Raw genomic sequence first — 25530 nt, forward strand, 5'->3', positions numbered from 1 at the left:
CAATACTTTCCTTACCGCACGCGTGCAGACACCGCCCCGGCACCAGGGCACGATGTGGGCCACCTCACCCCCGTCCCCCTCGAAAGGCGGTGCCGCGCGTGCGCCTCCGCGCCGTCCTCCCCCCGCTCGCCGCCCTCGCGGCGACGCTCCTGGTGCCCCCGCTCCTCACGACCGGCAGCGGCGCCGAGACCGGCACGAACATCCCCGGCCTGCGCATCATGGTCCCCAACACCCCCGGCGGGGGCTACGACATCACGGCCCGTACGGCCGCGAAGGACGCGGAGGACGCCGGGCTCAACCACAACATCGAGGTCTTCAACCTGCCCGGCGCGGGCGGCACCGTCGGCCTCAGCCGCCTCGTGAACGAGCGCGGCAACGGCAAGCTCGCGATGTCCATGGGCCTCGGCGTCGTCGGCGCCGTCCACACCAACAAGTCCCCCTCGACGCTCGCCGACGCCACCCCCGTCGCGCGGCTCGTCGAGGAGCCGAACATCGTGGTCGTCGCCAAGAACTCGAAGTACGAGACCTTCGAACAGCTCCTCGCCGACTGGAAGAAGAACCCCCGCTCCCTCCCCGTCGGCGGCGGCTCCTCGGCGGGCGGGCCCGACCACCTCGCGCCCATGCTCATGGCCCGCGCGGCCGGGATCACGCCCAAGTCCGTGAACTACGTGCCCTTCGACGGCGGCGGCGAACTCCTCGCCTCCGTCCTCGGCGGCAAGGTCAAGTTCGGCGTCTCCGGCATCGGCGAGTACCGCGACCAGATCAAGTCCGGCGAACTCCGCCTCCTCGCCGTCACCGGGCCCGAGCGCGTCAAGGGCTTCAAGGCCCCCACCCTCAAGGAGACGGGCCTGGACGTCGAGTTCACCAACTGGCGTGGCGTCATGGCCCCGCCCGGGCTCTCCGGGGCCCAGCGCGACAAGCTCGTCCACTTCGTCTCCGAGCTGCGCCGCTCGAAGGAGTGGAAGAAATCGCTCCGTACGAACGGCTGGGACGACGCCTTCCTCCCCGGCGAGAAGTACGGCCGCTTCCTCAAGGCCCAGGACAGACGGGTCGACACCGTGCTGAAGGAGCTGGGCCAATGAGCGAGGCACGGACCATTCCCTCCTTCCTGCGCGGCCGTTCCGAACTCGGCGTCTGCGCCCTGCTCCTGGCCGTCGGCGTCCTCGTGCTGACGGACGCCCTCACCATGGACACCGTCGCCTCGGTACGCGGCCCCGTCGGCCCCCGCACCGTCCCGCTCGTCGTCGGCGGCGCGCTGCTCCTCGTCGCCGTCCTCCTCGCCGTGGACGTGCTGCGCGGCGGCCGCGGCGAGGCCGAGGGCGGCGAGGACGTCGATCTGACCGAGCCGGGCGACTGGCGTACGGTCGCGCTGCTGGCCGGTGTCTTCCTCGCGTTCGCCGCGCTCATCGAGCCGCTCGGCTTCCCCCTCGCCGGGGCGCTGCTCTTCTGGGGCTCGGCGTACGCGCTCGGCAGCCGCCAACACGCCCTCACCCGCGACCCGTTGATCGCCGCGGGCCTCTCCCTCGTGACGTACGTCGTCTTCGACACCCTCCTCGGGGTCCCCCTCCCCGGCGGCCCGCTGATGGAGGTGATCTGAGCATGGATTCCCTGAACAACCTCCTCGACGGCTTCGGCACCGCGCTCACCCCGCTCAACCTGCTGTGGGCCGCGCTCGGCGTGCTGCTCGGCACCGCCATCGGCGTCCTGCCCGGCATCGGCCCCGCGATGGCCGTCGCGCTGCTGCTCCCGGTCACCTACGGGCTCGACCCGACGGCCGCGTTCATCATGTTCGCGGGCATCTACTACGGCGGCATGTTCGGCGGCTCGACGACCTCGATCCTGCTCAACACCCCGGGCGAGAGCGCCGCCGTCATCGCCGCGATCGAGGGCAACCCGATGGCCAAGGCCGGACGGGGCTCGCAGGCCCTCGCCGCCGCCGCCATCGGCCACTTCGCGGGCGGCATCATCGGCACGGTCCTGCTCGTGGCCCTCGCGCCGACGGTCGCGGACCTGGCCGTGGACATCGGCGCCCCCGACTACTTCGCGATCATGGTGCTGGCCTTCGTCGCCGTGACCTCGGTCCTCGGCTCGTCGCGGATCCGGGGCTTCGCCTCGCTCCTGATCGGCCTCACCCTGGGCCTCGTCGGGCTCGACCAGATGACGGGGCAGCAGCGGCTGACGTTCGGCAGCCTCCAGCTCTCGGACGGCATCGACGTCGTGATCGTCGCCGTCGGCCTCTTCGCGATCGGCGAGGCGCTGTGGGTCGCCGCGCACCTGCGCCGCGAGCAGGACCGGGTGATCCCCGTCGGCCGCCCGTGGCTGAGCCGCGACGAGCTGCGCCGCACCTGGAAGCCCTGGCTGCGCGGGCCCGCGATCGGCTTCCCGTTCGGGGCGATCCCGGCGGGCGGCGCGGAGATCCCCACGTTCCTCTCGTACATCACGGAGAAGCGGCTCTCGCGCCACAAGAAGGAGTTCGGCAAGGGCGCGATCGAGGGCGTGGCCGGACCGGAGTCGGCCGCCTCGGCGTCGGCGGCGGGAACGCTCGTCTCGATGCTGACGCTGGGCCTGCCCACGACGGCCGTCGCGGCGGTCATGCTGGCGGCCTTCCAGCAGTACGGCATCCAGCCGGGCCCGCTGCTCTTCGAGCGCGAGCCGGAGCTGGTGTGGGGCCTGATCGCCTCGCTGTTCGTCGGTATGGTCATGCTGCTGGTGCTGAACCTCCCCCTGGCCCCGGTCTGGGCGAAGCTGCTGCGCATCCCGCGTCCGTACCTCTACGCGGGCATCCTCTTCTTCGCGGCGGTCGGCGCGTACGCGGTGGGCGGCGAGGCGATCGACCTGGTCATCCTCCTGATCATCGGCCTGATCGGCCTGATGATGCGCCGCTACGGCCTGCCGGTGCTCCCCGCGATCATCGGCGTGATCCTCGGCCCGGCCGCCGAGCAGCAGCTCCGCAGGGCCCTCCAGATCAGCGACGGCAGCGTGACGGGACTGGTCGACACCCCGTTCTCGGTCACGGTCTACGCGGTGATCGCGCTGCTCCTGCTGTGGCCCTGGCTCAAGAAGGGACTCAAGAAGGCCGTCACGCGCGGGAGTTCACGCGCGACCTGACCCCACCGTCCCTCCCAGACCCCGTGCCCCGCCGCGAGCCCCCCGCGCGACGGGGCACGGTCACGTTTCCGCAGGTCAGAGGCTTTGTAAATGGTTTGGTAAAGTAACTATTAACGCTTCCTTGACGATCTCTTGACCTTGCCGGAGGAGCCATCCCCTTGCTCACGCCTGCCCGCACGCCCATATCCGTCCACGGAGGCGGGTGATCATGGGGCACGCAGACACCCTGCTCGCCATGGGCGGTGCCTTCGTCGCCGCCGCCGTCCTCGCCCGCCTCGGCAGCCGTATCGGCCTGCCCACCATCCCCCTCTTCATCCTGGCCGGGATCCTGCTCGGGCCGAACACGCCCGGTTTCGTCCTGCTCCACGACCCGCACGACCTGGAGATGCTCTCCGCCCTCGGGCTCGTGCTGCTGCTCTTCTACCTCGGCCTCGAGTTCCACATGGACGACCTCAAGACCGGTGGCCGCAAGATGGCGACGGCCGGCGGCCTCTACCTCGCGCTGAACGTCGGCGCGGGCCTGGCGTTCGGATTCGCCCTCGGCTGGGGCACGTCCGAGGCCCTGGTCCTCGCGGGCGTCCTGGGCATCTCGTCCTCCGCGATCGTCACCAAGACGCTCGTCGACCTGAACCGGATCGGGAACCCGGAGACCAAGCCCATCCTCGGGATCATCGTCGTCGAGGACATCTTCCTGGCGCTCTATCTCGCCGCGCTCCAGCCGGTGCTGGCGGGCGCGGAGGACATCGGCAGCGCCGTCGTCCAGATCGGCAAGGCGTTCGGCTTCCTGCTCGCCCTCGCGCTGCTGGCCCGCTTCGGCACGAAGGCCATCGGCAAGCTCTTCGCCACCAAGGACAACGAGCTGCTGGTGATCTCCTTCCTCGGCGCGGCCGTGCTGGTCGCGGGCATCGCGGAGGAGTTCGGCGTCGCCGACGCGATCGGCGCCTTCATGGTCGGCCTGATGCTGGGCAACACCTCGTCCGGCGAGCGCATCCGCGAGCTGGTCCACCCCCTGCGGGACGCCTTCGGCGCGATCTTCTTCTTCGCCTTCGGCCTCTCGATCGACCCGGGGGACCTGCCGAGCGTCCTCGTCCCCGTGCTCATCGCGGTCGCCGTCACGATCGCCATGAACGTCCTCGCGGGCCTCTGCGCCGCGAAGATCTACTCCTTCGGCCCCGGCCAGGCGGCCAACGTGGCGACCACGCTGCTGGCCCGCGGCGAGTTCGCGCTGATCCTCGCGACGATGGCCGCGGCGGCGGGCCTCGACGCCCGCCTCTCCCCGTTCATCGCGGGCTACGTCCTGATCCTCGCGGTGGTCGCCCCCCTGGTGGCGGGCCGCAGCCACTGGCTGGCCCGCGTTCTGCCCGGCGACCAGGAAACCCCGTCAGGGGCGCGGGGAACTGCGCGGGAATCCACGGAGCAGCCGGAGTCCGCGACGCACGGCTAGGGGCAGCCCCTGCCCGGCCCACTCCACCGGAACGGCGAAAGGTCAACGACGAGCGTGCTTGCCCCGCCCGCCGGGGCGCGGCGGCACCTGACCGGCCGGAGAAGGAGCGGCGGCCTCCGCGGGGGCGCCGCTCTTCTTCCGGGAGCGGAGATACTCGATCACGATCGGCAGGACGGACAGCAGCACGATGCCGATCAGCATCGCCTCGATGTTCTCGTGCACGAAGTCGATCTGGCCCAGCGCGGCGCCCAGCAGCGTGACGCCCGCGCCCCACAGCGTGCCGCCGATGATGTTGAAGAGCACGAACGTCCGGTAGCGCATCCCGGAGACACCGGCGATGATCGGTGTGAACGTCCGCACGATCGGCACGAAGCGCGCCAGGACCAGCGCCTTCGGCCCGTGCTTCTCGAAGAACTCGTGTGCCTTCTCCACGTTCTCCTGCTTGAACAGGCGCGAATCGGGCCGCTTGAAGAGCGAGGGGCCGACCTTCTTGCCGAAGAGATAGCCGACCTGGTCCCCGAGGATCGCCGCGATCACGATCATCACGCACATCAGCCACAGCGGGAGGTGCAGATACTGATCGGTGACGATCAGCAGACCCGTCGTGAACAGCAGCGAGTCGCCCGGCAGGAAGAAGCCGATGAGCAGGCCCGACTCCGCGAAGACGATCGCCAGGATCCCGACCACGCCGAAGGTCTGGATCAGGTAATCAGGATCCAGCCAGCTTGGTCCGAGTGCGAGTTGGGTCACGGAGGGCTCCTGATCAGGGGCACGGGAGAGCGGAGTCGGAGATTACACGCTACCAACGCGGCCCCTCGCCCCACCGTTCCCCACCGGCCAACCACGGGCCGTAAGCAGTCATCGGCACCCGTGGCAATCCGTAAAACAGGCGTTCCGCACACCCCTGGGGCCCGCTACGTTCCCGCCGAACGGCACAGCACTGCGGCACCGTCCCTCGTACGGAAGGACCAGGTCTGTGAACGTACCGATCCGCAAGAGACCCCGGCGCGCGAAGGCGCTGGCCGTGCTCGCGGCCACCGCGCTCGCCGCGCCGCTCTTCCTCTCCACCGCCGACGGCGGCCCCGCCTCCGCGGTCGGCGACCCCGGCAAGGAGGGCGACAAGCTGGCCCGCAAGCTCGTCCAGCGCACCGGCGCCAAGGGCGCCATGAAGCACATGGTCGCCCTCCAGGCCATCGCCAGGGCCAGCGGCGGCGACCGCGCCGCCGGGTTCGAGGGCCACGAGCGCTCGGCGAAGTACGCGGGCGCCGTGCTGAAGGCGGCCGGGTACAAGGTCACGTACCGGAACTTCGAGTTCACGTACCGCGAGACCCTCGCCGAGAAGCTGAACGTCCTCACGCCCGAGCAGCGTGACGTGCCCATCACGCTGATGACGTACACGAAGTCGACACCCGTCGGGGGTATCGAGGCGCCCGTGGCAGAGGTGCCCGTGGACGCCGACGGCACGACCGGCTGCGAGGCGGGCGACTACGCCGCCGGGGCGTTCACCGGCAAGATCGCGCTGATCCGGCGCGGCGGCTGCTCGTTCGCCCAGAAACAGGCCACGGCCGCCGACGCGGGGGCGGTCGGCGCGGTGATCTACAACAACGTCGACGGCGCCCTGAACGGCACCCTCGGCGAACCGGCCGCCGCCCGCATCCCCACCGGCGGGGTCAGCAAGGCGGACGGCGAGGAGCTCTCCTCGCTCGTCGCCAAGGGCGGCGTGACCGTCAAGCTGGAGGTGCGCGAGCACCAGGAGCAGCGCACCACGCCGAACGTCCTCGCCGAGACCCGCGGCGGCGACCCGGACAATGTCGTCATGCTCGGCGCCCACCTCGACTCCGTCTCCGACGGCCCGGGGATCAACGACAACGGGTCCGGCACCGCCGGCATCCTGGAGGCCGCCCGCCAGCTCGCCAAGGCCGACCACAAGGGCAGGCACGCCAACAAGGTGCGCTTCGCGCTCTGGAGCGCGGAGGAGCTGGGCCTGGTCGGCTCCGAGAAGTACGTCGAGCAACTGCCGCCCGCCGAACGCGAGAAGATCGCCCTCTACCTCAACTTCGACATGATCGCGAGCCCGAACTACGGCCTGTTCGCGTACGACGGCGACGACTCGGACGGCACCGGCGCGGGCCCCGGCCCGGAGGGCTCGGCCCAACTGGAGAAGGACATCGTCGACTTCCTCGCCGGGCGCGGCCTGAAGACCCGCGGCACGGACTTCGACGGCCGCTCCGACTACGGCGCGTTCATCGCCAACGGCATCCCCGCCGGGGGTACCTTCACCGGCGCCGAGGGGATCAAGACGGAGGAGCAGCGCAAGCTCTGGGGCGGCAAGGCGGGCGTCGCGTACGACCCCTGCTACCACCAGGCGTGCGACGACATCAGGAACGTCAGCACCAAGGCGCTCGACGCCAACGTCAAGGTGATCGCGAACGCCGTCGGCCACTACGCGTGGGACACCGGCGGCATCGGCGGCGCCACGAAGGACGGCAAGTCCCTCTCCCGCGAGGAGAGTTCCGCCCCGTACCGGGGTGGCCTGCTCGTGCGGTGAGCGAGCGGCCGGGGAGTTGTGCACAGGCTGTGCACAACTCCCCACACCCGCGAGCGCGACCCCCTTCGAGCGAATCGCGCGCGGCCTGCCCTTTTTCGCCGCGAAAAGCCGGGATTGCACCAGTGACACAAGGCTGCGCCCGGTACCGCAAGCCCGGTAGGCTTTCCGTGTGATCTTCAAGCGAATCGGAAACGGGCGGCCGTACCCCGACCACGGCCGGGAGAGCACCCGCCAGTGGGCGGATGTTGCCCCACGCCCGGTGCGCCTTGACCAGCTCGTCACCACCAAGGGCCAGCTCGACCTGGAGACCCTCCTCGCGGAGGACTCGACCTTCTACGGCGATCTCTTCGCCCACGTCGTGAAGTGGCAGGGTGACCTCTATTTGGAGGACGGCCTTCACCGGGCCGTTCGGGCGGCTCTCCAGCAGCGCCAGGTGCTCCACGCCCGGGTCCTTGAGCTGGACTGACGCCCGTGGCGCGCCCCTGAGCGGGCCCGTACCCGCGTGTGGGGGTTGGCCCGTTCGGGTTGGCGCTGCGACCATTCGCTGATCGTTCAATAGGCAGCCCGACCTCAGCGCATTACGCTGCGCACATGAGCATGCTCACTCCCCCCGGCATGGGCGGAAAGTACCGCATCAAGGGTGACCGTTACCCGCGTATGCGCAGGTCGCGGGGGCGGGGAAAGATCATCGCGTCGTCCGTCGCCGCGGTCGTGGCCCTCGCCGTGACCGGGTGGGGGACGCTCCAGCTCATCGACATCTTCTCCGGCGGCGACAGGACCGCGAGCGCCTCCGACGGCCGCGACGACGGCCCCTCAGGCTGCGCGAGCGCGTCCGCCTCCGCGTCCCGCGCCGCGAAGAAGGCCGCCCCGCTCCCCTCCCCCGGCTCCGTCGAGGTCAACGTCCTCAACGCGACGTCCCGCGCGGGCCTGGCCAAGTCCACCGCCGACGAGCTGAAGAAGCGCGGCTTCAAGATCGGCAAGGTGGGGAACGCGCCGAAGGCCCTCGACAAGAAGGTCAAGAAGACCGGCGTCCTCATCGGCGCCCCCGGCACCGGCTCCGCGGCGGGCCTCAAGGTGCTCGGCACCCAACTCGACGGCGCCGACACCCGGCTCGACAAGGCACGCAAGGGCGCGGCCGTCGACCTGGTGATCGGGGAGAAGTTCAAGAAACTGGAGAAGGAGGGCGCGGCGGCCAGGACCCTGGCCGAGCTGAGCAAGCCCTCACCGGGCCCGAGCGCCACCCGCTGCTAGGCGTCCCGCCGCCGGACGGTCAGCCGGCGGTCCCGTACATCCGGTCCCCGGCGTCGCCGAGGCCCGGGACGATGAAGCCCTGCTCGTTCAGCCGCTCGTCGACCGAGGCCGTCACGACGGTGACCGGCGTGCCCGCCAGCTCCCGCTCCATGACCTCGACGCCCTCGGGCGCCGCCAGCAGGCACAGCGCCGTCACATCGTCGGCGCCGCGCTCGATCAGCTCGCGGATCGCGGCGACCAGCGTCCCGCCCGTCGCGAGCATCGGGTCCAGCACGTAGACCTGCCGCCCGGACAGGTCGTCGGGCATCCGGTTCGCGTACGTCGACGCCTGGAGCGTCTCCTCGTCGCGGATCATGCCGAGGAAGCCGACCTCCGCCGTGGGCAGCAGCCGGACCATCCCCTCCAGCATCCCGAGTCCGGCCCGGATGATCGGCACGACCAGGGGGCGCGGGCGCGAGAGCTGCACGCCGGTCGTCTCCGTCACCGGGGTCCGGATCCCCACCTCTTCGACGCGCACGTCCCGCGTCGCCTCGTAGGCGAGCAGGGTCACCAGTTCGTCGGCGAGCCGACGGAAGGTGGGGGAGTCGGTGCGCGCGTCGCGCAGGGTGGTCAGTTTGTGCGCCACCAGCGGGTGGTCGACGACGTGGGTCCGCATGCTCCGACAGTATCGGAGGGGAGGCGTGCGGGACCCGGGCGGGACCCGCGCGCGTGCACGGCGGCCCGCACTGGCGTACGCCCGCGCGGAGAGGGAAGGTAGGCAGGTACGCCGGAGGTGTGCATATGCCAGAACCGCAAGAGCCCACGAACTCCCGGGAGTCGGTCCAGGCGGCCCGACGCCGCGCCGCCGACGCCGAGCGGCTCCGCCGCAGGGCGCGTTTTCTCCGAGAGCTGAACGAGGCGAGGGAGCTGCGCGAACGCGTCCAGCCGCGCCGTACGCGCGTCGCCCGCATGCGGCAGCAGGCGCTGCGCATGCGCTCGTTCCGCTGGTGACCCCGGAGGCGAGCCTCCACGAAGTGGTCCAATCCTCAACCAGCTCACGCGCTCCGAGGTATCTCTGAGTCGCGAGGGATGACGGTGCGTCGCCGCCGCGCCGGATCTGCGCAAACACCGGCACGACGCACTGTCGAAGACCCTTCGCGCGGCGCGGGTTTCTGCCACGATTCCGATGGGGCGGGGGCACGGTCCTCGTCAGCACTCGGGCACATCTTGAATCAGTGGGAGAGTCACGGTGTATTTCGCCGCACTGCTCGCGCGCACCGAAGACGGGTGGGAAGCGAGCGACACGGAGCTGGATGATGTGGAGACCCTGGCAGACCTGGCCGACCTGGCCCGGGAGGCCACGACCGACGACGAGACAGTGCTGGTCTGCATCGAGCAGGAGGGCGCCTGGTTCGGCGTCGTCCGCGTGGACGGCGAGGACGATCCCCGTGTCTTCGTCTCCGACGCGGCGGCGGCCATGCGCAGCTCGTACGGCGAGATACTGCTCTCGGACGAGCTGCTGGGCCGCGAACCGGAGGACCCCGCAGCACTCGACCAGCTCGTCGACCTCGACGGCACGGAAGAAGGGGAGCCGGAGACCGGGTCCGACGCGGACGACGGCACGGACGGGGACGGGGACTCGGAGGCGGCCCCGCTCGGCCCTCTCGGCGACGCGAGCCTCCTGACCGACCTCGGCCTGGAGGACAAGGCCCTCCTCTCCCTCACACCGGAGGACGCCCTGAGCGAGATCGCCGACGCCCTGGGCTGCACCGACGTGCTGGAAGCGGTGCGCTGACCGGGCACCGCCGACGGAAGCGGACGCGCGGCGGGAGGGCCACCCCTTCCCGCCGCGACGGGCCCCCGGGCGACACTGTCCGTATGACCGCACCGACCGGACCCACCGGGCCGACCGGGCCGACCGGGCCCCGGGAAGAGCCCGACCCCGTACGCGATCCCTGGCTGCCCGCCATGCGCCAGGCCCTCGCAGAGGCGGCCGCGGCCCGTACGACCGGCGACGTCCCGGTCGGCGCCGTGGTGCTCGGCCCGGACGGCACGACGCTGGCCCGTGCCCACAACACCCGCGAGGCCGACGGAGATCCCACGGCCCACGCCGAACTCCTCGCCCTGCGCGCCGCCGCGCGCGCCCGCGGCACCGGCGACTGGCGGCTGCGCGGCTGCACCCTCGTCGTGACCCTGGAGCCCTGCGTGATGTGCGCCGGCGCGAGCGTCCTCGCCCGCGTCGACCGCGTCGTCTACGGCGCCCTCGACCCCAAGGCGGGCGCCGCGGGCTCCCTGTGGGACCTGCTGCGCGACCGCCGCCTCAACCACCGCCCCGAGGTCGTGAACGCCGTCCTCGCCGACGACTGCTCCCGCCTCCTCACCGACTTCTTCCGCTCCGGTCCCCCCACCCCCGAATCGGATTTCGGCTCAGGGCCCCCCTTGGGCTAGAGTTCCTCTCGGTAGCGTGTCCGAGCGGCCGAAGGAGCTCGCCTCGAAAGCGAGTGAGGGGGCAACTCCTCCGTGGGTTCAAATCCCACCGCTACCGCTGTGAGCAGCACCGGAGAAGGTCCGGATCCCCTCGGGGGTCCGGGCCTTCTTCGCGTGCCGGGCCCCCGGCCCTGGCGTACGTTGAGAAGGCCGACTGTTCCCAGGGGGGAGCGAGGAGCGGGCCATGCGTGCTGTGGCGGTGAAGGAGCCGGGAGCCGGGCCCGAGGTGACGGACGTGGCGCGTCCCGAGCCCGTCGGCAACGAGGTGCTGGTGCGGATCGAGGCCGCCGGGCTCAACCCGGTGGACTGGCAGATCGCCGACGGCACGCTGAAGGACGCGCGGGCGTACACGTTCCCGATGACGATAGGCGTCGACTTCGCGGGATACGTCGAGGACACCGGGCCCGACGCACGCCGCTTCCGGATCGGCGACGCGGTGTACGGACAGGTGATCGACCCCGACCGCGGCGGGACGTACGCGGAGTACGTGGTGGTGCCCGACGACGGGGCCGTCGCGCCGTCGCCCTCGTCCGTGCCGCACGACGTCTCGGCGGGCGTGCCGACGGCGGGCATGACGGCGCGCGGGATCGTCGAGGCGGCGGCGCTGCGGTCGTACGAGAGCGTGCTGGTCGTGGGCGCGGCCGGGGGCGTGGGCACCTTCCTCACCCAGTTGGCGGCGGGCCACGATCTGCGGGTCGTCGCGGCGACGCACGGGAACGACCAGCGCCGCATGGGCACCTTCGGCGCCGCCCTCACGCTCAACAGCAAGGAGAGCCCGCTGGCCGAGGGCGTACGCGCGGAGTACCCGGACGGGGTGGACGCTCTGGTGGACCTGGCCTCGGGCCCGGAGGATTTCGCGGAGCACGCGCGGCTCGTACGGAAGGGGGGCGTGGCCGTCAGCACGCGCTACGCGGCCGACCCGTACGCGCTGTACGCGGCGGGGGTGGAGGGCCTCAACTTCTCGGTCGGCGCCTCGGCGGAGCTGCTGGACGGGCTGGCCCGGGAGATCGACAGCGGGGCGCTGATCGTGCCGATCGAGGCGCGGGTGCCGCTGGACCAGGCACCGGGCGCGGTCGCCAGGAACCGGGCCGGCGGGGCGCGCGGGAAGACCGTCATCACCCTCTGACCCGGAGGTCCGGAGGTCCGGAGACCCGGGGGCCCGGCGGCCCGGCGGAGGCCGGAGAGGCGACAGGGGCGGGGAAAGCGGCTACGGGGGGACAAGCCGCTTCCCCCACCGTGGACGCGGCCCGGGCCCGGCGCCGCGCACGGGGGAAGCCGCGGTCTGCCGGGCCCCGCAGTGCGGGGCACGTCCCGGCCCGGGGGATTCCTGCCAGATCCTGCCCGGGCCCTGCCTCCATGGTTCCGGGCGGCCAGCCCCGGCGGGACAGGCAAAGGACCTTGTTCGCCGGGCCTTTGGTCCCCGAAGCCTGGTTCGCGCGGCGCGCACGGCCGCTACACTCACACAACTGCACAGGTGTACGCACGGGGAACAGGGACAGCATGGACCGCGTCCGGGGGGAGAGGCAGGACGATGGGTAACGCGAAGAAGGTCATCACGTACGCGGCCATCGTCTTCGTGCTCTACACGATCATCACGTCACCGGCCCGGGCGGCCGACCTCGTCCAGATCGGCTTCGAGGGCATATCGGACGCCGCGCAGGGCGTCGGCACCTTCATGACGGAGCTGATCAGCTAAAACCTCCGGTTCCTTTCCGCCCCTCGGCCGTTCGCGGCACGGGGGGCTTTTCCGTGTCCTGGGGGCGTTTTCGCTGGTCTCCCCTCCAACTGGCAAGCAACACGGAGTTATCGGGTGCTTGCACACGGTGCACATGTCTTGTGATGCTATGACCGCTTTTGGCGGATGAATGACCGAACCGTAAAGGGGTGGTGGCTGAGTGGACGGGACAGGGACCACCGAGGCTCCGCCTTCCCCAGCCGAAGCCCAGCGGGAGCGGGCCGCGCGGACCCGCGCGTTGACCCAGTCACTCTTCGAGCAGTTGACCGACCTCCAGCCGGGCACGGCCGAGCACGAGCGGGTGCGCTGCGCGCTGATCGAGGCGAACCTGCCGCTGGTGCGGTATGTCGCCGCGCGCTTCCGCAGCAGGAACGAGCCGATGGAGGACGTCGTCCAGGTCGGCACGATCGGCCTGATCAACGCCATCGACCGGTTCGACGCCGGCCGGGGCGTGCAGTTCCCGACGTTCGCGATGCCCACCATCGTCGGCGAGATCCGGCGGTACTTCCGGGACAACGTCCGCACCGTGCACGTGCCCCGGCGGCTGCACGAGATGTGGGTGCAGGTCAGCGGCGCGACCGAGGACCTGACGACGCTGCACGGGCGCTCGCCGACCACGTCCGAGATCGCCGAGCGGCTGAACATCACCGAGGAGGAGGTCCTCGCCTGCGTCGAGGCCGGACGGGCGTACCGCGCCACGTCGTTGGAGGCCGCCCAGGAGCGCGAGGACGGGATGCCGGGCCTGCTGGACCGGCTCGGCTACGAGGATCCGGAACTGGACGGGGTCGAGCACCGCGATCTGGTCCGGCACCTCCTCGTCCAGTTGCCGGAGCGGGAGCAGCGGATCCTTCTCCTCCGGTACTACCGGAATCTGACGCAGTCCCAGATCAGCGCCGAGCTGGGGGTCTCGCAGATGCATGTGTCGCGCCTGCTCTCGCGCAGCTTCGCCCGTCTGAGGGCCGCAAATCGAATCGACGCCTAACCGGATCGGGCGACCCTTGTCCCGGTCCCACAGCCCTCATCTGTGCAGTTTTATCGACATGAGGCTACGTCGCGTTGCCTACTTGTGACATTCTGCAAGAGCTGCGTTTGCCGCGGCGGCGGTTCCGGTAGGCAGGGGAGGGTGCTTCCCTCTCCCGGTGGCGCCGCAGCGACCCGTCCGCGACCTCAAGGGGGTGGCATGTCCGTAGAACTGGGCAGCTCAAAGGTGCTCACCGAGAACACGACGGCGGGAGGACCCCCGCCAGGGCCTCCGGCACCCGTGACCGCGCCGCACGACCTCGCGGAGACCCCAGGCACCCCCGAACTGGCCGGTGCCGCCGCCTCCGCGCTGTCCCCGCTGCCGTCTTCCAGTGACGCGATCGACACCCGCACGCTCTCCCGCTCGCTCTTCCTGCGCCTCGCGGCGCTCGACAAGGCGGCGGCCGAGGGCGGCCAGGGAGCGCCCAGCGCGGAGCGGATGTACGTCAGGGACACGCTCATCGAGCTGAACCTGCCCCTGGTGCGGTACGCGGCGGCCCGCTTCCGCAGCAGGAACGAGCCGATGGAGGACATCGTCCAGGTCGGCACCATCGGCCTGATCAAGGCGATCGACCGCTTCGACTGCGAACGGGGCGTGGAATTCCCGACGTTCGCGATGCCGACCGTCGTCGGCGAGATCAAGCGGTTCTTCCGCGACACCTCCTGGTCGGTGCGCGTCCCGCGCCGCCTCCAGGAGCTGCGTCTCGCGCTCACCAAGGCGAGCGACGAGCTGTCGCAGACCCTCGACCGCTCCCCGACCGTGACCGAACTCGCCACCTGCCTCGGGGTGTCGGAGGAGGACGTGGTCGACGGCCTGGCCGTGGGGAACGCGTACACGGCGTCGTCCCTCGACTCCCCCTCCATGGAGGACGACGGCGGCGAGGGCTCGCTCGCCGACCGGCTGGGGTACGAGGACACGGCGCTGGAAGGCGTCGAGTACCGCGAGTCGCTCAAGCCCCTGCTGGCCAAACTCCCGCCGCGTGAGCGCCAGATCATCATGCTGCGCTTCTTCGCGAACATGACGCAGTCGCAGATCGGCGAGGAGGTCGGCATCTCCCAGATGCACGTCTCCCGGCTGCTGACCCGCACCCTGGCCCAGCTCCGCGAGGGTCTGATCGCCGAGGACTAGCGGCGGAGGAGGCGGAACTGATTGCGGGGGATACGCTTCACATCTGACGTAGCGTCAGCAACACTGCGCGCATGCGACGGACTCATACGACGAGCCGCCGGGGCGGCCTGACAGCCGCCTCGGCGGCTCTGGTCTGTCTCGGCGGCGCCGCGCTGACGGGCTGCGGCGCGGGCCAGGACGACGGGTACGTGGCGGTCGGCACGGAGCGCTCCGGAACAGCCGAACGCCCGAAGGACGAGGTCTCCCTCGTCCCCTTGCCCGCGGACAAGCGCCGGGGACAGGACCGCGCCGAGAAGCGCGGCACGGCACGGGAGACGGGCGGGGCGCCCTCCTCACCCTCCTCGCCGTCCCCCTCGCCGTCGAACCGGGCCTCGGGCACCCCCGGCCCCGGGCCGAGCGGCAGCACGGGAGCACCGAGCGGCTCTTCCGATGCCCCGGAGCCGAGCGGGGGCGACAGCCCCGGCACACCGCCGGGCTCCGGATCCGGTTCCGAGCCCCCGAAGGGGCCCGCCCTCCTCAAGACCGGGAAGCCCGAGCGGGCGGAGGCGGAGGACCGGTGGTGCGAGAAGGTGACCGTGACGTTCCGGAACGCCGGAGGGCGGCCCGTGGACTCCGGCACCGTCACCTTCGGGACGCACGTGATCGACGCGCTGGGCACCGACTGGGCCACCCGGGAGAGCACCCGGAAGCTGCCCGTGCCGATCGCGCCGGGGAAGAAGAAGGAGAAGACCTGGAAGGTCTGCCTCGACGCGTGGCGCGTGCCGCTCGGCATGCACGTCGAGACGCGGGACGTGAAGGTCAGCGGCTGGCGCTAGGGGGTGTCTTGTGGGTCAGGGCGCCGTCAGCCGAAGGCCAGCCATCCGACGGCGGCGAGGACCACGACGACGGCGACGATGCCGACGATCATGCCGATCCGCGGACCGGACTGCGGCTGGACCGCCGCCGTGCGCTGCTGCGGGCCGCCCTCGTCGACGAAGGCGCGGAACATCTGGGTGCTGCCTGCCGGGTCCTGGTGACCGTCGGGACCCTGCGGAGCCTGCGGGTTGTGAGCCATGGGGCAGGACACTAGCGAACCGTGCGCGCGCGTTACAGCCCGGGCTCGCGGCCCGACTTGGGGCCCGACTTGGGGCCCGGCCCGGGGTCCGGTTCGGGGTCCGGTTCGGGGGTCCGGCGGGGCCCGGCGGGGTGTCCGGCCCGGGACCCCACTTGGTGTTCCGCACACGCTTCCTTTGTTGATTGTTTGCCTCGCATGCCCGAAATCAACTTGCGTGCAGCAACTAACCGACTCTATGGTTGCCCTAAGCAACAAGTTCATGGGGTACAGATGGCCGAACGCAGTCAGTACGAGGAGCTGGCCCGGCAGATCAGCGCCATCGGTGCCGTCAAGCGCGGAATGGCGCGCGAGCTTCCGCACGACTGTCCCCCCGCCTCAGCGGCCGTTCTGATGCTGCTGAGCAGGCACGGGGAGATGCGGACGAGCGGCCTGGCCGAGCTGATGGCCATCGACATGTCTGTCATGAGCCGCCATGTGGCACACGTGGCGGAGCGCGGCTGGATCGAACGCCACCCCGACCCGCAGGACGGCCGCGTACGGCTGCTGCGGATCAGCGAGGCGGGCGAAAGCCTGCTGGACGACCTGTCCGAGCGCACGGCCCTGGCGCTGGAGCGGCATCTGAGCGAGTGGAGCGACACCGACGTCGCCCAGCTCAGCGCGCTGCTCCACCGGCTCCGCACGAGCTTCGGGGACTGCCGCGCTCGCGGCCCCCACCACGAGACCAGCACCACCGCATCCGTAACGAGCACGACCGAGTAAGAAGGACGCCGAATGGCAACCACCCGCCCCCAGGCGCAGGGAGCACACGGGGCCGGGGGCGGAGCGAAGCACGCGGCACACGGCCACGCGCACTCCGCCTCAGCACCGACCCCGGCTTCCGCGTCCGCACCCCCGGGCTCCGGCGACGCGGCGCCGATGACCCACCGGCAGATCATGGAGGCGCTCTCCGGGCTGCTGCTCGGCATGTTCGTCGCCATCCTGTCGTCGACGATCGTCTCCACGGCCCTGCCGAAGATCATTTCCGATCTGAACGGCAGCCAGAGCAGCTACACCTGGGTCGTCACGGCCTCGCTGCTGGCCATGACCGCCTCCACGCCCCTCTGGGGCAAGCTCGCCGACCTCGCCAGCAAGAAGGTGCTGGTCCAGAGCGCGCTGATCCTCTTCGTCCTCGCCTCGGCGGGCGCCGGGCTCTCCCAGAACCCGGGCATGCTCATCAGCTTCCGCGTGGCCCAGGGCATAGGCATGGGCGGTCTCTCCGCCCTGGCCCAGATCTGCATGGCCGCGATGATCTCCCCGCGCGAGCGCGGGCGGTACAGCGGCTACCTCGGTGCCACGTTCGCCGTCGCCACCGTCGGCGGGCCGCTGCTCGGCGGCGTGATCACCGACACGAGCTGGCTCGGCTGGCGCTGGTGCTTCTACGTCGGCGTCCCGTTCGCCGTCATCGCCCTGATCGTTCTGCAGAAGACCCTCCACCTGCCCGTCGTGAAGCGCCAGGGCGTCAAGGTGGACTGGCTCGGCGCCTTCTTCATCGCCGCGGCCGCCTCGCTGCTGCTGATCTGGGTCACCTTCGCCGGGGACAAGTACGACTGGCTGTCCTGGCAGACGTACACCATGGTCGCGGGAGCGATCGTGCTCGGGCTGATCTTCGTGCTCGTCGAGTCGAAGGCCAAGGAGCCGATCATCCCGCTGCGGCTGTTCCGCAACCGCACCATCACCCTGGCCTCGGTCGGCTCGCTCTTCGTCGGCATCGCGATGTTCGGCGCGACCGTCTTCCTGAGCCAGTACTTCCAGCTCGCGCGCGGCAAGTCGCCGACGATGGCCGGCGTCATGACGATCCCGATGATCGCGGGCCTCTTCGTCTCCACCACCGTCTCCGGCCAGGTCATCAGCCGTACGGGCAAGTGGAAGTCGTGGCTCATCTCCGGCGGCGTGCTGATGACCGCGGGCATGGCCCTGCTGGGCACGCTGCGGTACGACACCGAGTACTGGCACATGGCGATCTTCATGGCCCTGCTCGGCCTGGGCGTCGGCATGATGATGCAGAACCTCGTCCTCGCCACCCAGAACCAGGTGTCCCCGCAGGACCTCGGTGCCGCCAGCTCCACGGTCAACTTCTTCCGTTCCCTGGGCGGCGCGGTCGGCGTCTCGGCGCTCGGCGCCGTGCTCTCGAACCGCATCACCCACTACATGGAGGACGGCTTCGCCAAGATCGGCGTGAAGCCGGGCGGCGGCGCGACGGGCGGCGGCGGCAGCGCCCTGCCCGACCTCGACAAGCTGCCCGCGCCGGTCAGGACCGTCGTGGAGAGCGCGTACGGGCACGGCATCGGCGACATCTACCTGTACGCGGCACCGATCGCGTTCGTCGCGCTGATCTGCGTGCTGTTCATCAAGGAGGTCCCGCTGAAGACCCAGTCCGGCATCGAGCAGGGCAAGGCCCCTGCCGCCACTCCGTCCGACGAGGTCCCCGCCGTTGAGCGGACCGCGCCGCAGCCGGTCGCGGTGGGCGCCTCCCAGGCCTCCCCGGCTCCGCAGGCCAACGGCAACGGTCAGGAGCAGGCACAGGCCCAGGCCCAGACCCAGCAGCTCCGCGAGTACGCGGCCATGGCCGCCGCGCCTGCCGCTCCCTCGGGCTCCGGCATCCACGGCACCGTCCGCAACGCGGAGGGCGTCGGCGTCGCCCGCGCCGCCGTCACGCTGATCTCGCTCAGCGGGCGCCAGTTGGGCCGCTCCGTCACCCGCGAGGACGGCTCGTACGGACTGGACGCCCCCGGCGCCGGCTCGTACGTGCTGATCGCCGCCGCCGACGGCCACCAGCCGCAGGCGTCGACGGTCGTCGTCGGCGACGAGCCGCTCAGCCACGACCTGCTGCTCTCCGGCACCAGCGGCCTCGCGGGCCAGGTGCGCAGCACGGTCGACGGCGCGGCCGTCCAGGGCGCGATGGTCGTCGTCACCGATGTGCGCGGCGAGGTCCTGGCCACCGGACTCACCGGCGAGCAGGGCGAGTTCCGCTTCGACGAGCTGGTGACCGGCACCTTCACGGTCGCCGTCAACGCCTCGGGCTTCCGCCCGACGGCCATCCCGGTCGACGTGCAGGGCCAGGGCATCACCCGCCTGGACGTCGAACTCGCCGCGGGCGCCCGGGTGTCGGGTGTCGTGCGTGCCGGGGCCGACCGCAGGCCGCTGGCCGACGCCCGGGTCACGCTCGTGGACGCCGCGGGCAACGTGCTCGCCACATCCACCACCGGTGAGGACGGCGCGTACGCCTTCACCGACCTGGACGCGGGCGACTACTCGGTCATCGCGAGCGGCTACCCGCCCATGGCCAACGCCCTGCACGTCACGGGCCCCGGTGTCGACGCGTACGACATCGAGCTGCACCACCCGGACGAGTGACCCGGGCGCCCGGGCACCAAGGACACCACCGGTGCCCGGGCGAGTAGACCCCCCGGTTCCGGACGGCGCGCGGATCGAGCGGAGCGCGCGGCGTCCGGCCCGGGGCGGGGAAGGGCCCCGGCAGCCGCGGCCGTGAGGCGGGCAGGGGACGGCCCGCCGGCACGGCGGCCGGGGCCCCGTATGCGAGCTATTGAGGAGCGAACAGGGATGTCAGCCGCAGGAGCGGGCGTACGCGCACGGGTGCGCACCCGGGACGGATGGGCGGTGCAGCACGCCGTGCTGACCGTCACGGACATGACGGGGACGCAGGTGCTGCGCGCCGAGGCCGACGACGAGGGGCTGGTACGCAGCGCGGAGCCGCTGCCGTCCGGCCCGTACACGGTCATCGCCACCGCCGTGGGCTACGCCCCCGCGGCCTCCACCGCGATGGTCACGGCCTCCGGCCGGGCCGACCTGGGCACGCTGGTGCTCGCGCGGCAGGGCGGCGTCGAACTGCCGCCGCCGGGCGCCTGGACCATCGACCCGATGCACTCGACGATCGCCGCGAGCGCCCAGCACCTGGGGATGACCAGCGTGCACGGCCGGTTCACGGAGTTCGGCGGGCGCGTGGAGATCGCGCAGGACCCGGAGAAGTCCCGCGTCGAGGCGGTCATACGGGCCGCGAGCATCGACACGGGCAACGAGATGCGCGACCAGCACCTGCGCTCGGCGGACTTCCTGAACGTCGAGGAGTACCCGGAGCTGACGTACCGCAGCACCGGCATCGTGCCCGCCGGGCCCGACCGCTGGACGGTCGAGGGCGAGCTGGCGATGCACGGCGTCGTCCGCGAGGTCGGCCTCGACCTCAGCTACCTCGGCACCGGCCCCGACCCCTGGGGCGGCGTCCGCGCCTCGTTCCGCGCGACGGCCGAACTGCGCCGCTCGGACTTCGCGATGAACTACAACCAGGTCGTCGCCGCCGGGATCGCCGCGATCGGCACCACCCTCAAGGTCGAGCTGGACATCCAGGCGGTGCAGGGGGAGTCACTGCCGTTCGGCTGAGCCCCGCGTGCGCCGGCCCGGTCGGCGCCAGCGCCCCGATGCCCTCGATCACGCAGTCGAGCGCGACGGCGAAGTCCCGCTCGCGCGCGTCGAGCCCGTCCCCGTCCCGCTGCCCCACCACCGGGACGGAGCCGGGGGAGGACTCCCGCAGGGCACGGCGGCACTCCCCGGGGCTGAGCCCCGCCTCCCGGCAGCGGCCGTCCCACCCCGTCTCGGCGGCCGCGTGCCCGTGCACGAACGAGAACAGCGCGGTGAGCGCCCCGTCCGCCTGCCGCTCCGGAATCCCGGCGTCCAGCAGAAGGAGGCGCACGCCGCTCGCGTACGCCCTCGCGCGGGGGCCGATGTCGAGGCACCGGCCGATCAGCGCCGGCGCCCACGGGTGACGGCGCAGGAGCGCGCGCCGGTCGTGGGCCACGGCCCGGAGCTGCTGCCGCCAGTCCCCCGCGCCGCCGGGCGCCTCCAACTCGCCCTGCGCGGCGTCCAGGGCGAGTTCGAGCAGGTCCTCCTTGCTGTCCACGTACCAGTACACGGACATGGCCGTCACGCCCAGCTCGGCGGCGAGGCGGCGCATCGAGAACCGCGCCAGCCCGTCCGCGTCCAGGATCCGCACCGCCGTGGCCGTGATCCGCTCGCGGTCCAGCCCGTCCGGCTGCGCGTCGCTCCCCGACCCCGAACGCCTTTTCACCCCGGGTCTCTTCGCCGCGGGCCTCTTCTCCAGCCACACGCTGACCCGGCCCCTGCCCTGCGTCATACGCGCCCGCTCCTTCGAGGGATGCCCGCCCCGTAACCCCTTCGATACTAAACCGTGTCCCGCTATACGGACGCCTGTCGGGCGCGGGTGCCAAGTCGCATACGTCCCTCTCGCGGCATGCGTCACGAGCCGGGCAGTTCCGAGAAGTTCGGGGCAGGTCCGGGGAGTTGAGGCGCGCCTCAGGCGCGGGCGCGCCGTGGACGTACGGCCACACCGAGCACGGCGTCGGCGCGGACGTAGCCGAAGTGCCGGGAATCCTGCGTGTTCTGGGCGTCGCCCCGGACGACGAGGCGGCCCCGGGGCACCCGCGTACCGGGGCGTGCGCCGACCGCGCGCAGCACCTCGGGCGGCACCGGCGCGCCCGGCAGCGCGGTGGCCCGCTTCACGAGCCAGCGCGGCCCGTCCGGGCTCCGCTCCTCCAGCGGGTTGCGGAAGACGACCACGTCACCGTCCCGTACGCGCGCGCCCGTTCGTACGAGCAGCCGTTCCCCGTCCTCGTACGTCGGCGTCATGCTCGTCCCCGTGACGCGGATCAGCCGGAGTCGGCGGCGGGCGGCGGCCCTCGCCCCCATGACGAGGACCGCCGCGGTCACCGCGAGGACCGTGCGGCGCCCGTGCCCGTGCCCGTGCCCGCGCCTCACCGCTCCCCCGCCGTCGCCTCGCTCACCGGTGACGCCTCGCCCACCCGCGCGTCCTGGTAGCCAGCCGCCTGGACGGCGAACAGGTGTGCGTAGCGGCCCTGTTCGCTCATGAGCGCGTCGTGTGTGCCCGTCTCGACGACCGCGCCGTCCTCCAGGACGACGATCACGTCCGCGTCGCGCAGCGCGCTGAGCCGGTGCGAGACGAGGAGGCTGGTCCTGCCCTCACGGTGCGCGCGCAGCGTCCGGTTGATGTCGTGCTCGGCCTGCGCGTCCAGCGCCGAGCTGGGCTCGTCGAGGATCAGCAGTTCGCTGTCGCGGCGCATCAACGAGCGGGCCAGCGCGACGCGTTGCCACTGACCGCCGGAGAGGGTGACGCCGGGCGCGGCGTCGTAGTCGTCCACCTGGACCCGGCTGAGCAGCGTGTCGTAGCCGCTGGGCAGGCCGGCCAGCTTCTCGTCGATCTCGGCCTCGCGCGCCGCCGCGCGCACTCCCTCGCGGTCCTCCAGGCGCGGGAGATCGCCGACGCCGATGTTCTCCTGGGCCGTGAGGTCGTACGCCATGTGGTCCTGGAACGTCACGCCGATACGGCGGCGCAGCTCCTCGACGTCGAGGGCGCGCAGGTCCACGCCGTCCCACAGGATGCTGCCGCGCACCGGGTCGTAGAACCGGCACAGCAGCTTGACCAGCGTGCTCTTCCCCGCGCCGTTCCGGCCCACCAGGCCGACCGCCGCGCCCGCCGGCACGGTCAGGTCGACACCACGCAGCACCCACGGCCCCGAGTCGTCGTACCGGAACCAGACGTCGCGCAGCTCGATGCCGCGCGCGAGGGGCCGTACGGGCGCGGAACCGTCACTTTCTTCCGCTGCCGTACGGAGGTCGTCCGGCAGTTCCATCACGTCGAGGTAGTGCCCGAACAGCCGGATGCCCTCGACCGCCATCCCGGCCTGCATCACGAACCCGCCGAACGTCGACTGGATCCCGGCCGCCGCGGCGATGAACAGGGTCACGTCGCCGACGCTGAACCGCCCCTGCGCCGCGCCCGTCGCGACGATGACCGTGCCGAGCCCGGTGACGGCCGCGTTCAGCAGCGCGAAGCCGGACTGGACGAGCGTGCCCCGGCGCGCGACGCGCAGTTCGGCGTCCGTCGCGTCGCCGAGCGCGGTCACGAGCCGGGAGTGCAGGAACCCGCCGAGCCCGAAGAGCCGTATCTCCTTGGCGGCCCGGGGGTCGGTCAGCAGACCCCGGTAGAACAGCCTGCGGCGGTACTTGCCCGAGACGATCTCGGAGACCTCGGCCTGGCGGCGGGCCTGGAAGAGCTGCGCGACGAGCGCGGCGCCGCCGGAGAGGAAGAGCAGCCCCACCATCGGCGGCCACACCGCGAGCAGCACCCCGGTGAAGCCGGAGACGGTGGCAACGGCCTGGACGCTGAGCTGGCTGAACATGGTGATGTTGTGCGGCGCGTCCTGCGCCGCCTCCTGCGCCAGCCGCAGCCGGTCGTGGAACGCGGGCGACTCGAAGAACCGCAGCCCCCGGAACTCGTTGACGCGCGCGAAGAGCCGGTCCTCGACGGCCACCACGAGCCGCTGCCGTACGACCTCGTCGAGGTACCCGGCGAGCTGCTGGAGGAGGGCGGTCAGCGCGCCGACGGCCGCCACGGAGAGGGCGAGATAGGTGGCGCGCGCGGTGTCCGCGTCGCCGCCGCGCCCGATCTCGTCGAAGAGCAGCTTGCCGAGCCACGCGCCGAAGGCGGGCAGCAGCCCGGCGGCCACGGCGGTGCCGAACATCGCGCTCGCACCCGCCCGGGTGGCCTGGAACTGGAGCGCCACACAGATCAGCGCGGCCCGCAGCCGCAGCCGGGAACGGGGCACGGTTCCGGGCGCTGTTTCGGGCACTGTTTCAGGCACGGTGCCGGAATCCTTCGCTGTGGGCGGCCCGTATGACGACAACGGCTATGACTGCGGATTGACGACGGCTGTGGCGACGGCCATGGCGACGGCTATGGCCACGAACGGCACGGCTCCCGGGCGATATCCGCGGTTCACCCGAGAGCCCTTCAGAACTGCCGGATCAGCAGCCCTTGGTGCTCTTGGTGCAGATCCCGTAGCAGTTCATGTAGTACTTCTTGCCGCTGCGGCAGTAGCAGTAGTTGCCGTGCTCCGGAACACACGCACCCGCGCGCTCCTCGCGCAGAACGAGCCCCAGAACCTTGTCGCTCAACTTGCCAAGCATGGGTTCTCCCCTCGGTGGCTGATCAGGACAGCCGGAACCCTACGTGGCCGAACACCCCCGCGCCAGAGGGGATTTGGGAACTCCGCTTCTCGTCGAAATGTTCTGGAATTCAGAACTCCGCTTTTCCCGCCGCCCGCTTCCGCCCGCCATTCCCCCCGACCCGTTTCCGGGGTTAGATTTCCTCCGACACCGAGCGGCACACGGGGGATTCCATGGACTACGCGCTGCTGACCTGCCGACTTCTGCTGGGCGGGATCTTCGTGGTCTCCGCCGCGAGCAAGCTGCGCGGGCGCGTCGCCTTCCGGGAATTCGAGTCCGCCGCCCGCGGAATGGGCGCCCCCGCACGGTTTCTGCGCCCGGTCGCGGTGGCCGTCGTGGCGGTGGAGTGCCTCATTCCGCCGCTGCTCCTCGTCCCGCCGGGCGGACTGCCCGGCCTTCTGCTCTCCGGCGCGCTGCTCCTCGTCCTCACCGCCGCGCTCGCGGGCGCCCTCCGGCGCGGCACGCGCACGTCCTGCGCCTGCTTCGGCTCCTCGACCGCGCCGGTCGGCCGCCGGCACGTCGCGCGCAACGCGGCGCTGCTGGCGGTCGTGGCCGCGGGCGTCCCCATGTCCCTCTCCGGCGCGCCCGAACTCCCCGCCCACCCCGGCGGAATCGCCACGGCCGCTTTCGCCGCCCTCGTCGGCGGCCTGCTGGTCGTCTCGCTGGACGCCCTGACCGCCCTGCTGACAGACGCCCCCGCAACACCCCGGGAGACCTGATGCCGTTCCTGACCGCAGCCGTCGTGATCCTGGCGGTGCTGTGCCTGCTGAACCTGCTGCTGACGTTCGGGATCATCCGCAAACTGAAGGCGGGAGGCGGGACGGGGGCCGCCTCCTCCGCCCCGGCGCTGATGCTGCCGAACGGCTCGGCCGTACCGGAGTTCGAGGCAGAGACGCTGGACGGCGACCGCGTCTCGGCGGAGACCCTGCGCAACGCGCTCGTCGGCTTCGTCTCGACGTCCTGCCCCGCCTGCAAGGAGAAGCTCCCGCACTACGCGAAGCTCGCCGAACGCCACCGCGCCCTCGGCCGTACGGTCGTCACCTTCGTCCACGGCGACACCACCGAGGCCCTGGAGATGGCCGAGCCGCTCCGCTCCCTCTCCCACGTCGTGATCGAGGACACGGAGGGCCAGGGCCCGACGGAAAAGGCGTTCGCCATCGAGGGCTACCCGGTCTTCGCCCTCACGGACGCCACGGGCACGCTGACGACGAGCCACTACGACCCCGCGAAGCTCCCCACCCCCGCGGAAAACCTCACCTCGGCCTGACGCCTCCTGACGCCGCCTGAGGCCCCTGACGCTCCAACGCAAGAGGGCCCCGGGATGACCCGGGGCCCTCTCACCTGCTGCGCGCTCGGCAGGATTCGAACCTGCAACCTTCTGATCCGTAGTCAGATGCTCTATCCGTTAAGCTACGAGCGCTTGTGCTTTCCGGCCTTTCGGGCCGGGCGGCGCGTTGCGGGAACAACATTACATGACCTGCGGCGCGAGGCGAAATCCGATTCGGATACCCGGCCTGACCTGCGAAAACGCAAGAGCCCCGGCCGATGGCCGGGGCTCTGGTGACTGCGGAGGCTGAGGGATTTGAACCCTCGATCAGGGGGTTACCCCGAAACCGCATTAGCAGTGCGGCGCCATAGACCAGACTAGGCGAAGCCTCCAGACACACTCGGGCCGTGGCCA

27 protein-coding genes and 3 tRNA genes are annotated in these 25530 nt (G+C 71.5%); 21 read left to right on the plus strand and 9 right to left on the minus strand.

Translation table 11 applies throughout. The features are described 5' to 3' along the window. Nucleotides 1-98 precede the first annotated feature (98 nt). The 4 genes from ABD343_RS03960 (at nucleotide 99) to ABD343_RS03975 (ending at nucleotide 4552) form a co-directional block, all read left to right on the plus strand. Nucleotides 99-1082, plus strand: coding sequence for a Bug family tripartite tricarboxylate transporter substrate binding protein (locus ABD343_RS03960; protein ID WP_344523955.1), 984 nt, complete (start codon nucleotides 99-101; stop codon nucleotides 1080-1082). Beyond that, nucleotides 1079-1597 carry a tripartite tricarboxylate transporter TctB family protein gene (locus ABD343_RS03965; RefSeq protein WP_344523957.1) on the plus strand — a complete coding sequence of 173 codons (519 nt, stop codon included), beginning with the start codon at nucleotides 1079-1081 and terminating at the stop codon, nucleotides 1595-1597. The genes ABD343_RS03960 and ABD343_RS03965 overlap by 4 nt, the downstream gene beginning before the upstream one ends. A 2-nt stretch (nucleotides 1598-1599) precedes the next feature. Beyond that, nucleotides 1600-3108 carry a tripartite tricarboxylate transporter permease gene (locus ABD343_RS03970; RefSeq protein WP_344523959.1) on the plus strand — a complete coding sequence of 503 codons (1509 nt, stop codon included), beginning with the start codon at nucleotides 1600-1602 and terminating at the stop codon, nucleotides 3106-3108. Between the two features lie 235 nt (nucleotides 3109-3343). Beyond that, a complete protein-coding gene (locus tag ABD343_RS03975) occupies nucleotides 3344-4552 on the plus strand; it encodes a cation:proton antiporter (protein WP_344524383.1) in 1209 nt (402 codons plus the stop codon). Nucleotides 4553-4594: 42 nt separating this feature from the next. Here the strand turns inward: ABD343_RS03975 and ABD343_RS03980 are convergent, their stop codons facing one another. Then, nucleotides 4595-5302 (minus strand): DedA family protein, encoded by a 708-nt coding sequence (locus ABD343_RS03980; protein WP_344523962.1) that lies wholly within the window; start codon nucleotides 5300-5302, stop codon nucleotides 4595-4597. A gap of 226 nt (nucleotides 5303-5528) precedes the next feature. On the opposite strand from ABD343_RS03980, the gene ABD343_RS03985 reads away from it, so the two are divergent. The 3 genes from ABD343_RS03985 (at nucleotide 5529) to ABD343_RS03995 (ending at nucleotide 8351) form a co-directional block, all read left to right on the plus strand. Then, a complete protein-coding gene (locus ABD343_RS03985) occupies nucleotides 5529-7100 on the plus strand; it encodes a M28 family metallopeptidase (RefSeq protein ID WP_344523964.1) in 1572 nt (523 codons plus the stop codon). A gap of 169 nt (nucleotides 7101-7269) precedes the next feature. Continuing rightward, entirely contained in the window at nucleotides 7270-7566 is a 297-nt protein-coding gene (locus ABD343_RS03990; RefSeq protein ID WP_003999914.1) for a type II toxin-antitoxin system VapB family antitoxin, read from the plus strand. Nucleotides 7567-7691: 125 nt separating this feature from the next. Beyond that, the gene (locus ABD343_RS03995) at nucleotides 7692-8351 is read left to right on the plus strand and encodes a LytR C-terminal domain-containing protein (RefSeq protein ID WP_344523966.1); all 660 of its coding nucleotides are present in this window, start codon (nucleotides 7692-7694) and stop codon (nucleotides 8349-8351) included. Between the two features lie 19 nt (nucleotides 8352-8370). Here the strand turns inward: ABD343_RS03995 and upp are convergent, their stop codons facing one another. Beyond that, nucleotides 8371-9006: a uracil phosphoribosyltransferase gene (upp, locus tag ABD343_RS04000; RefSeq protein ID WP_344523968.1), complete on the minus strand. Its 636-nt coding sequence runs from the start codon at nucleotides 9004-9006 to the stop codon at nucleotides 8371-8373. A 125-nt stretch (nucleotides 9007-9131) separates the two neighbouring features. Here upp and ABD343_RS04005 point away from each other — a divergent pair, with 125 nt between their 5' ends. The 9 genes from ABD343_RS04005 (at nucleotide 9132) to ABD343_RS04045 (ending at nucleotide 15516) form a co-directional block, all read left to right on the plus strand. Then, nucleotides 9132-9341 (plus strand): hypothetical protein, encoded by a 210-nt coding sequence (locus ABD343_RS04005; protein ID WP_344523970.1) that lies wholly within the window; start codon nucleotides 9132-9134, stop codon nucleotides 9339-9341. A gap of 238 nt (nucleotides 9342-9579) precedes the next feature. After that, entirely contained in the window at nucleotides 9580-10125 is a 546-nt protein-coding gene (locus ABD343_RS04010; RefSeq protein ID WP_344523971.1) for a tRNA adenosine deaminase-associated protein, read from the plus strand. Between the two features lie 83 nt (nucleotides 10126-10208). Next, nucleotides 10209-10778: a nucleoside deaminase gene (locus ABD343_RS04015; RefSeq protein WP_344523972.1), complete on the plus strand. Its 570-nt coding sequence runs from the start codon at nucleotides 10209-10211 to the stop codon at nucleotides 10776-10778. Between the two features lie 10 nt (nucleotides 10779-10788). After that, nucleotides 10789-10875: transfer RNA gene (locus ABD343_RS04020), tRNA-Ser, on the plus strand. Nucleotides 10876-11001: 126 nt separating this feature from the next. Further along, nucleotides 11002-11943 (plus strand): NADP-dependent oxidoreductase, encoded by a 942-nt coding sequence (locus tag ABD343_RS04025; RefSeq protein ID WP_344523974.1) that lies wholly within the window; start codon nucleotides 11002-11004, stop codon nucleotides 11941-11943. 405 nt (nucleotides 11944-12348) lie between these two features. Next, complete coding sequence (locus ABD343_RS04030) at nucleotides 12349-12513, plus strand: hypothetical protein (RefSeq protein WP_344523976.1); 165 nt, start codon at nucleotides 12349-12351, stop codon at nucleotides 12511-12513. Nucleotides 12514-12712: 199 nt separating this feature from the next. Continuing rightward, a complete protein-coding gene (locus ABD343_RS04035; protein ID WP_344523978.1) occupies nucleotides 12713-13534 on the plus strand; it encodes an RNA polymerase sigma factor SigF in 822 nt (273 codons plus the stop codon). 198 nt (nucleotides 13535-13732) lie between these two features. Beyond that, on the plus strand, nucleotides 13733-14701 hold the full coding sequence (locus ABD343_RS04040) for an RNA polymerase sigma factor SigF (protein WP_344523980.1): 969 nt from the start codon (nucleotides 13733-13735) through the stop codon (nucleotides 14699-14701). A gap of 71 nt (nucleotides 14702-14772) precedes the next feature. After that, a complete protein-coding gene (locus ABD343_RS04045) occupies nucleotides 14773-15516 on the plus strand; it encodes a hypothetical protein (RefSeq protein WP_344523982.1) in 744 nt (247 codons plus the stop codon). 26 nt (nucleotides 15517-15542) lie between these two features. On the opposite strand, the gene ABD343_RS04050 is transcribed toward ABD343_RS04045, so the two are convergent. After that, complete coding sequence (locus ABD343_RS04050) at nucleotides 15543-15755, minus strand: hypothetical protein (RefSeq protein WP_344523984.1); 213 nt, start codon at nucleotides 15753-15755, stop codon at nucleotides 15543-15545. 270 nt (nucleotides 15756-16025) lie between these two features. Between ABD343_RS04050 and ABD343_RS04055 the strand changes: the two genes are divergently transcribed. The 3 genes from ABD343_RS04055 (at nucleotide 16026) to ABD343_RS04065 (ending at nucleotide 20189) form a co-directional block, all read left to right on the plus strand. Beyond that, nucleotides 16026-16514 (plus strand): MarR family winged helix-turn-helix transcriptional regulator, encoded by a 489-nt coding sequence (locus ABD343_RS04055; protein WP_344523986.1) that lies wholly within the window; start codon nucleotides 16026-16028, stop codon nucleotides 16512-16514. Nucleotides 16515-16670: 156 nt separating this feature from the next. Beyond that, on the plus strand, nucleotides 16671-19148 hold the full coding sequence (locus ABD343_RS04060) for an MFS transporter (protein ID WP_486387845.1): 2478 nt from the start codon (nucleotides 16671-16673) through the stop codon (nucleotides 19146-19148). Nucleotides 19149-19355: 207 nt separating this feature from the next. Then, a complete protein-coding gene (locus tag ABD343_RS04065; RefSeq protein ID WP_344523990.1) occupies nucleotides 19356-20189 on the plus strand; it encodes a YceI family protein in 834 nt (277 codons plus the stop codon). On the opposite strand, the gene ABD343_RS04070 is transcribed toward ABD343_RS04065, so the two are convergent. The 4 genes from ABD343_RS04070 to ABD343_RS04085 all read right to left on the minus strand — a co-directional run bounded on the left by ABD343_RS04070 (nucleotide 20134) and on the right by ABD343_RS04085 (nucleotide 23798). Beyond that, on the minus strand, nucleotides 20134-20940 hold the full coding sequence (locus ABD343_RS04070; RefSeq protein WP_344523992.1) for a TetR/AcrR family transcriptional regulator: 807 nt from the start codon (nucleotides 20938-20940) through the stop codon (nucleotides 20134-20136). The genes ABD343_RS04065 and ABD343_RS04070 overlap by 56 nt on opposite strands. 179 nt (nucleotides 20941-21119) lie before the next feature. Continuing rightward, the gene (locus ABD343_RS04075) at nucleotides 21120-21581 is read right to left on the minus strand and encodes a S26 family signal peptidase (RefSeq protein WP_344523994.1); all 462 of its coding nucleotides are present in this window, start codon (nucleotides 21579-21581) and stop codon (nucleotides 21120-21122) included. Continuing rightward, nucleotides 21578-23485, minus strand: coding sequence for an ABC transporter ATP-binding protein (locus ABD343_RS04080; RefSeq protein ID WP_344523996.1), 1908 nt, complete (start codon nucleotides 23483-23485; stop codon nucleotides 21578-21580). The genes ABD343_RS04075 and ABD343_RS04080 overlap by 4 nt, the downstream gene beginning before the upstream one ends. Nucleotides 23486-23648: 163 nt before the next feature. Then, the gene (locus ABD343_RS04085) at nucleotides 23649-23798 is read right to left on the minus strand and encodes a hypothetical protein (RefSeq protein ID WP_344523998.1); all 150 of its coding nucleotides are present in this window, start codon (nucleotides 23796-23798) and stop codon (nucleotides 23649-23651) included. Nucleotides 23799-24022: 224 nt separating this feature from the next. Between ABD343_RS04085 and ABD343_RS04090 the strand changes: the two genes are divergently transcribed. Together ABD343_RS04090 and ABD343_RS04095 are read left to right on the plus strand one after the other, a co-directional pair. Further along, nucleotides 24023-24568, plus strand: a complete 546-nt coding sequence (locus ABD343_RS04090) for a MauE/DoxX family redox-associated membrane protein (RefSeq protein WP_344524000.1) — start codon at nucleotides 24023-24025, stop codon at nucleotides 24566-24568. Next, complete coding sequence (locus tag ABD343_RS04095) at nucleotides 24568-25116, plus strand: TlpA family protein disulfide reductase (RefSeq protein ID WP_344524002.1); 549 nt, start codon at nucleotides 24568-24570, stop codon at nucleotides 25114-25116. Before ABD343_RS04090 ends, ABD343_RS04095 begins: the two co-directional genes overlap by 1 nt. Nucleotides 25117-25196: 80 nt before the next feature. Here the strand turns inward: ABD343_RS04095 and ABD343_RS04100 are convergent. Both ABD343_RS04100 and ABD343_RS04105 read right to left on the minus strand, forming a co-directional pair. Next, nucleotides 25197-25269: transfer RNA gene (locus ABD343_RS04100), tRNA-Arg, on the minus strand. 147 nt (nucleotides 25270-25416) lie between these two features. Beyond that, nucleotides 25417-25508 (minus strand) — tRNA-Ser (locus ABD343_RS04105). Between the last annotated feature and the right edge of the window lie 22 nt (nucleotides 25509-25530).

It is taken from the genome of Streptomyces albiaxialis (genome assembly GCF_039530985.1).
In the GTDB taxonomy this organism is placed as follows: Bacteria; Actinomycetota; Actinomycetes; order Streptomycetales; family Streptomycetaceae; genus Streptomyces; species Streptomyces albiaxialis.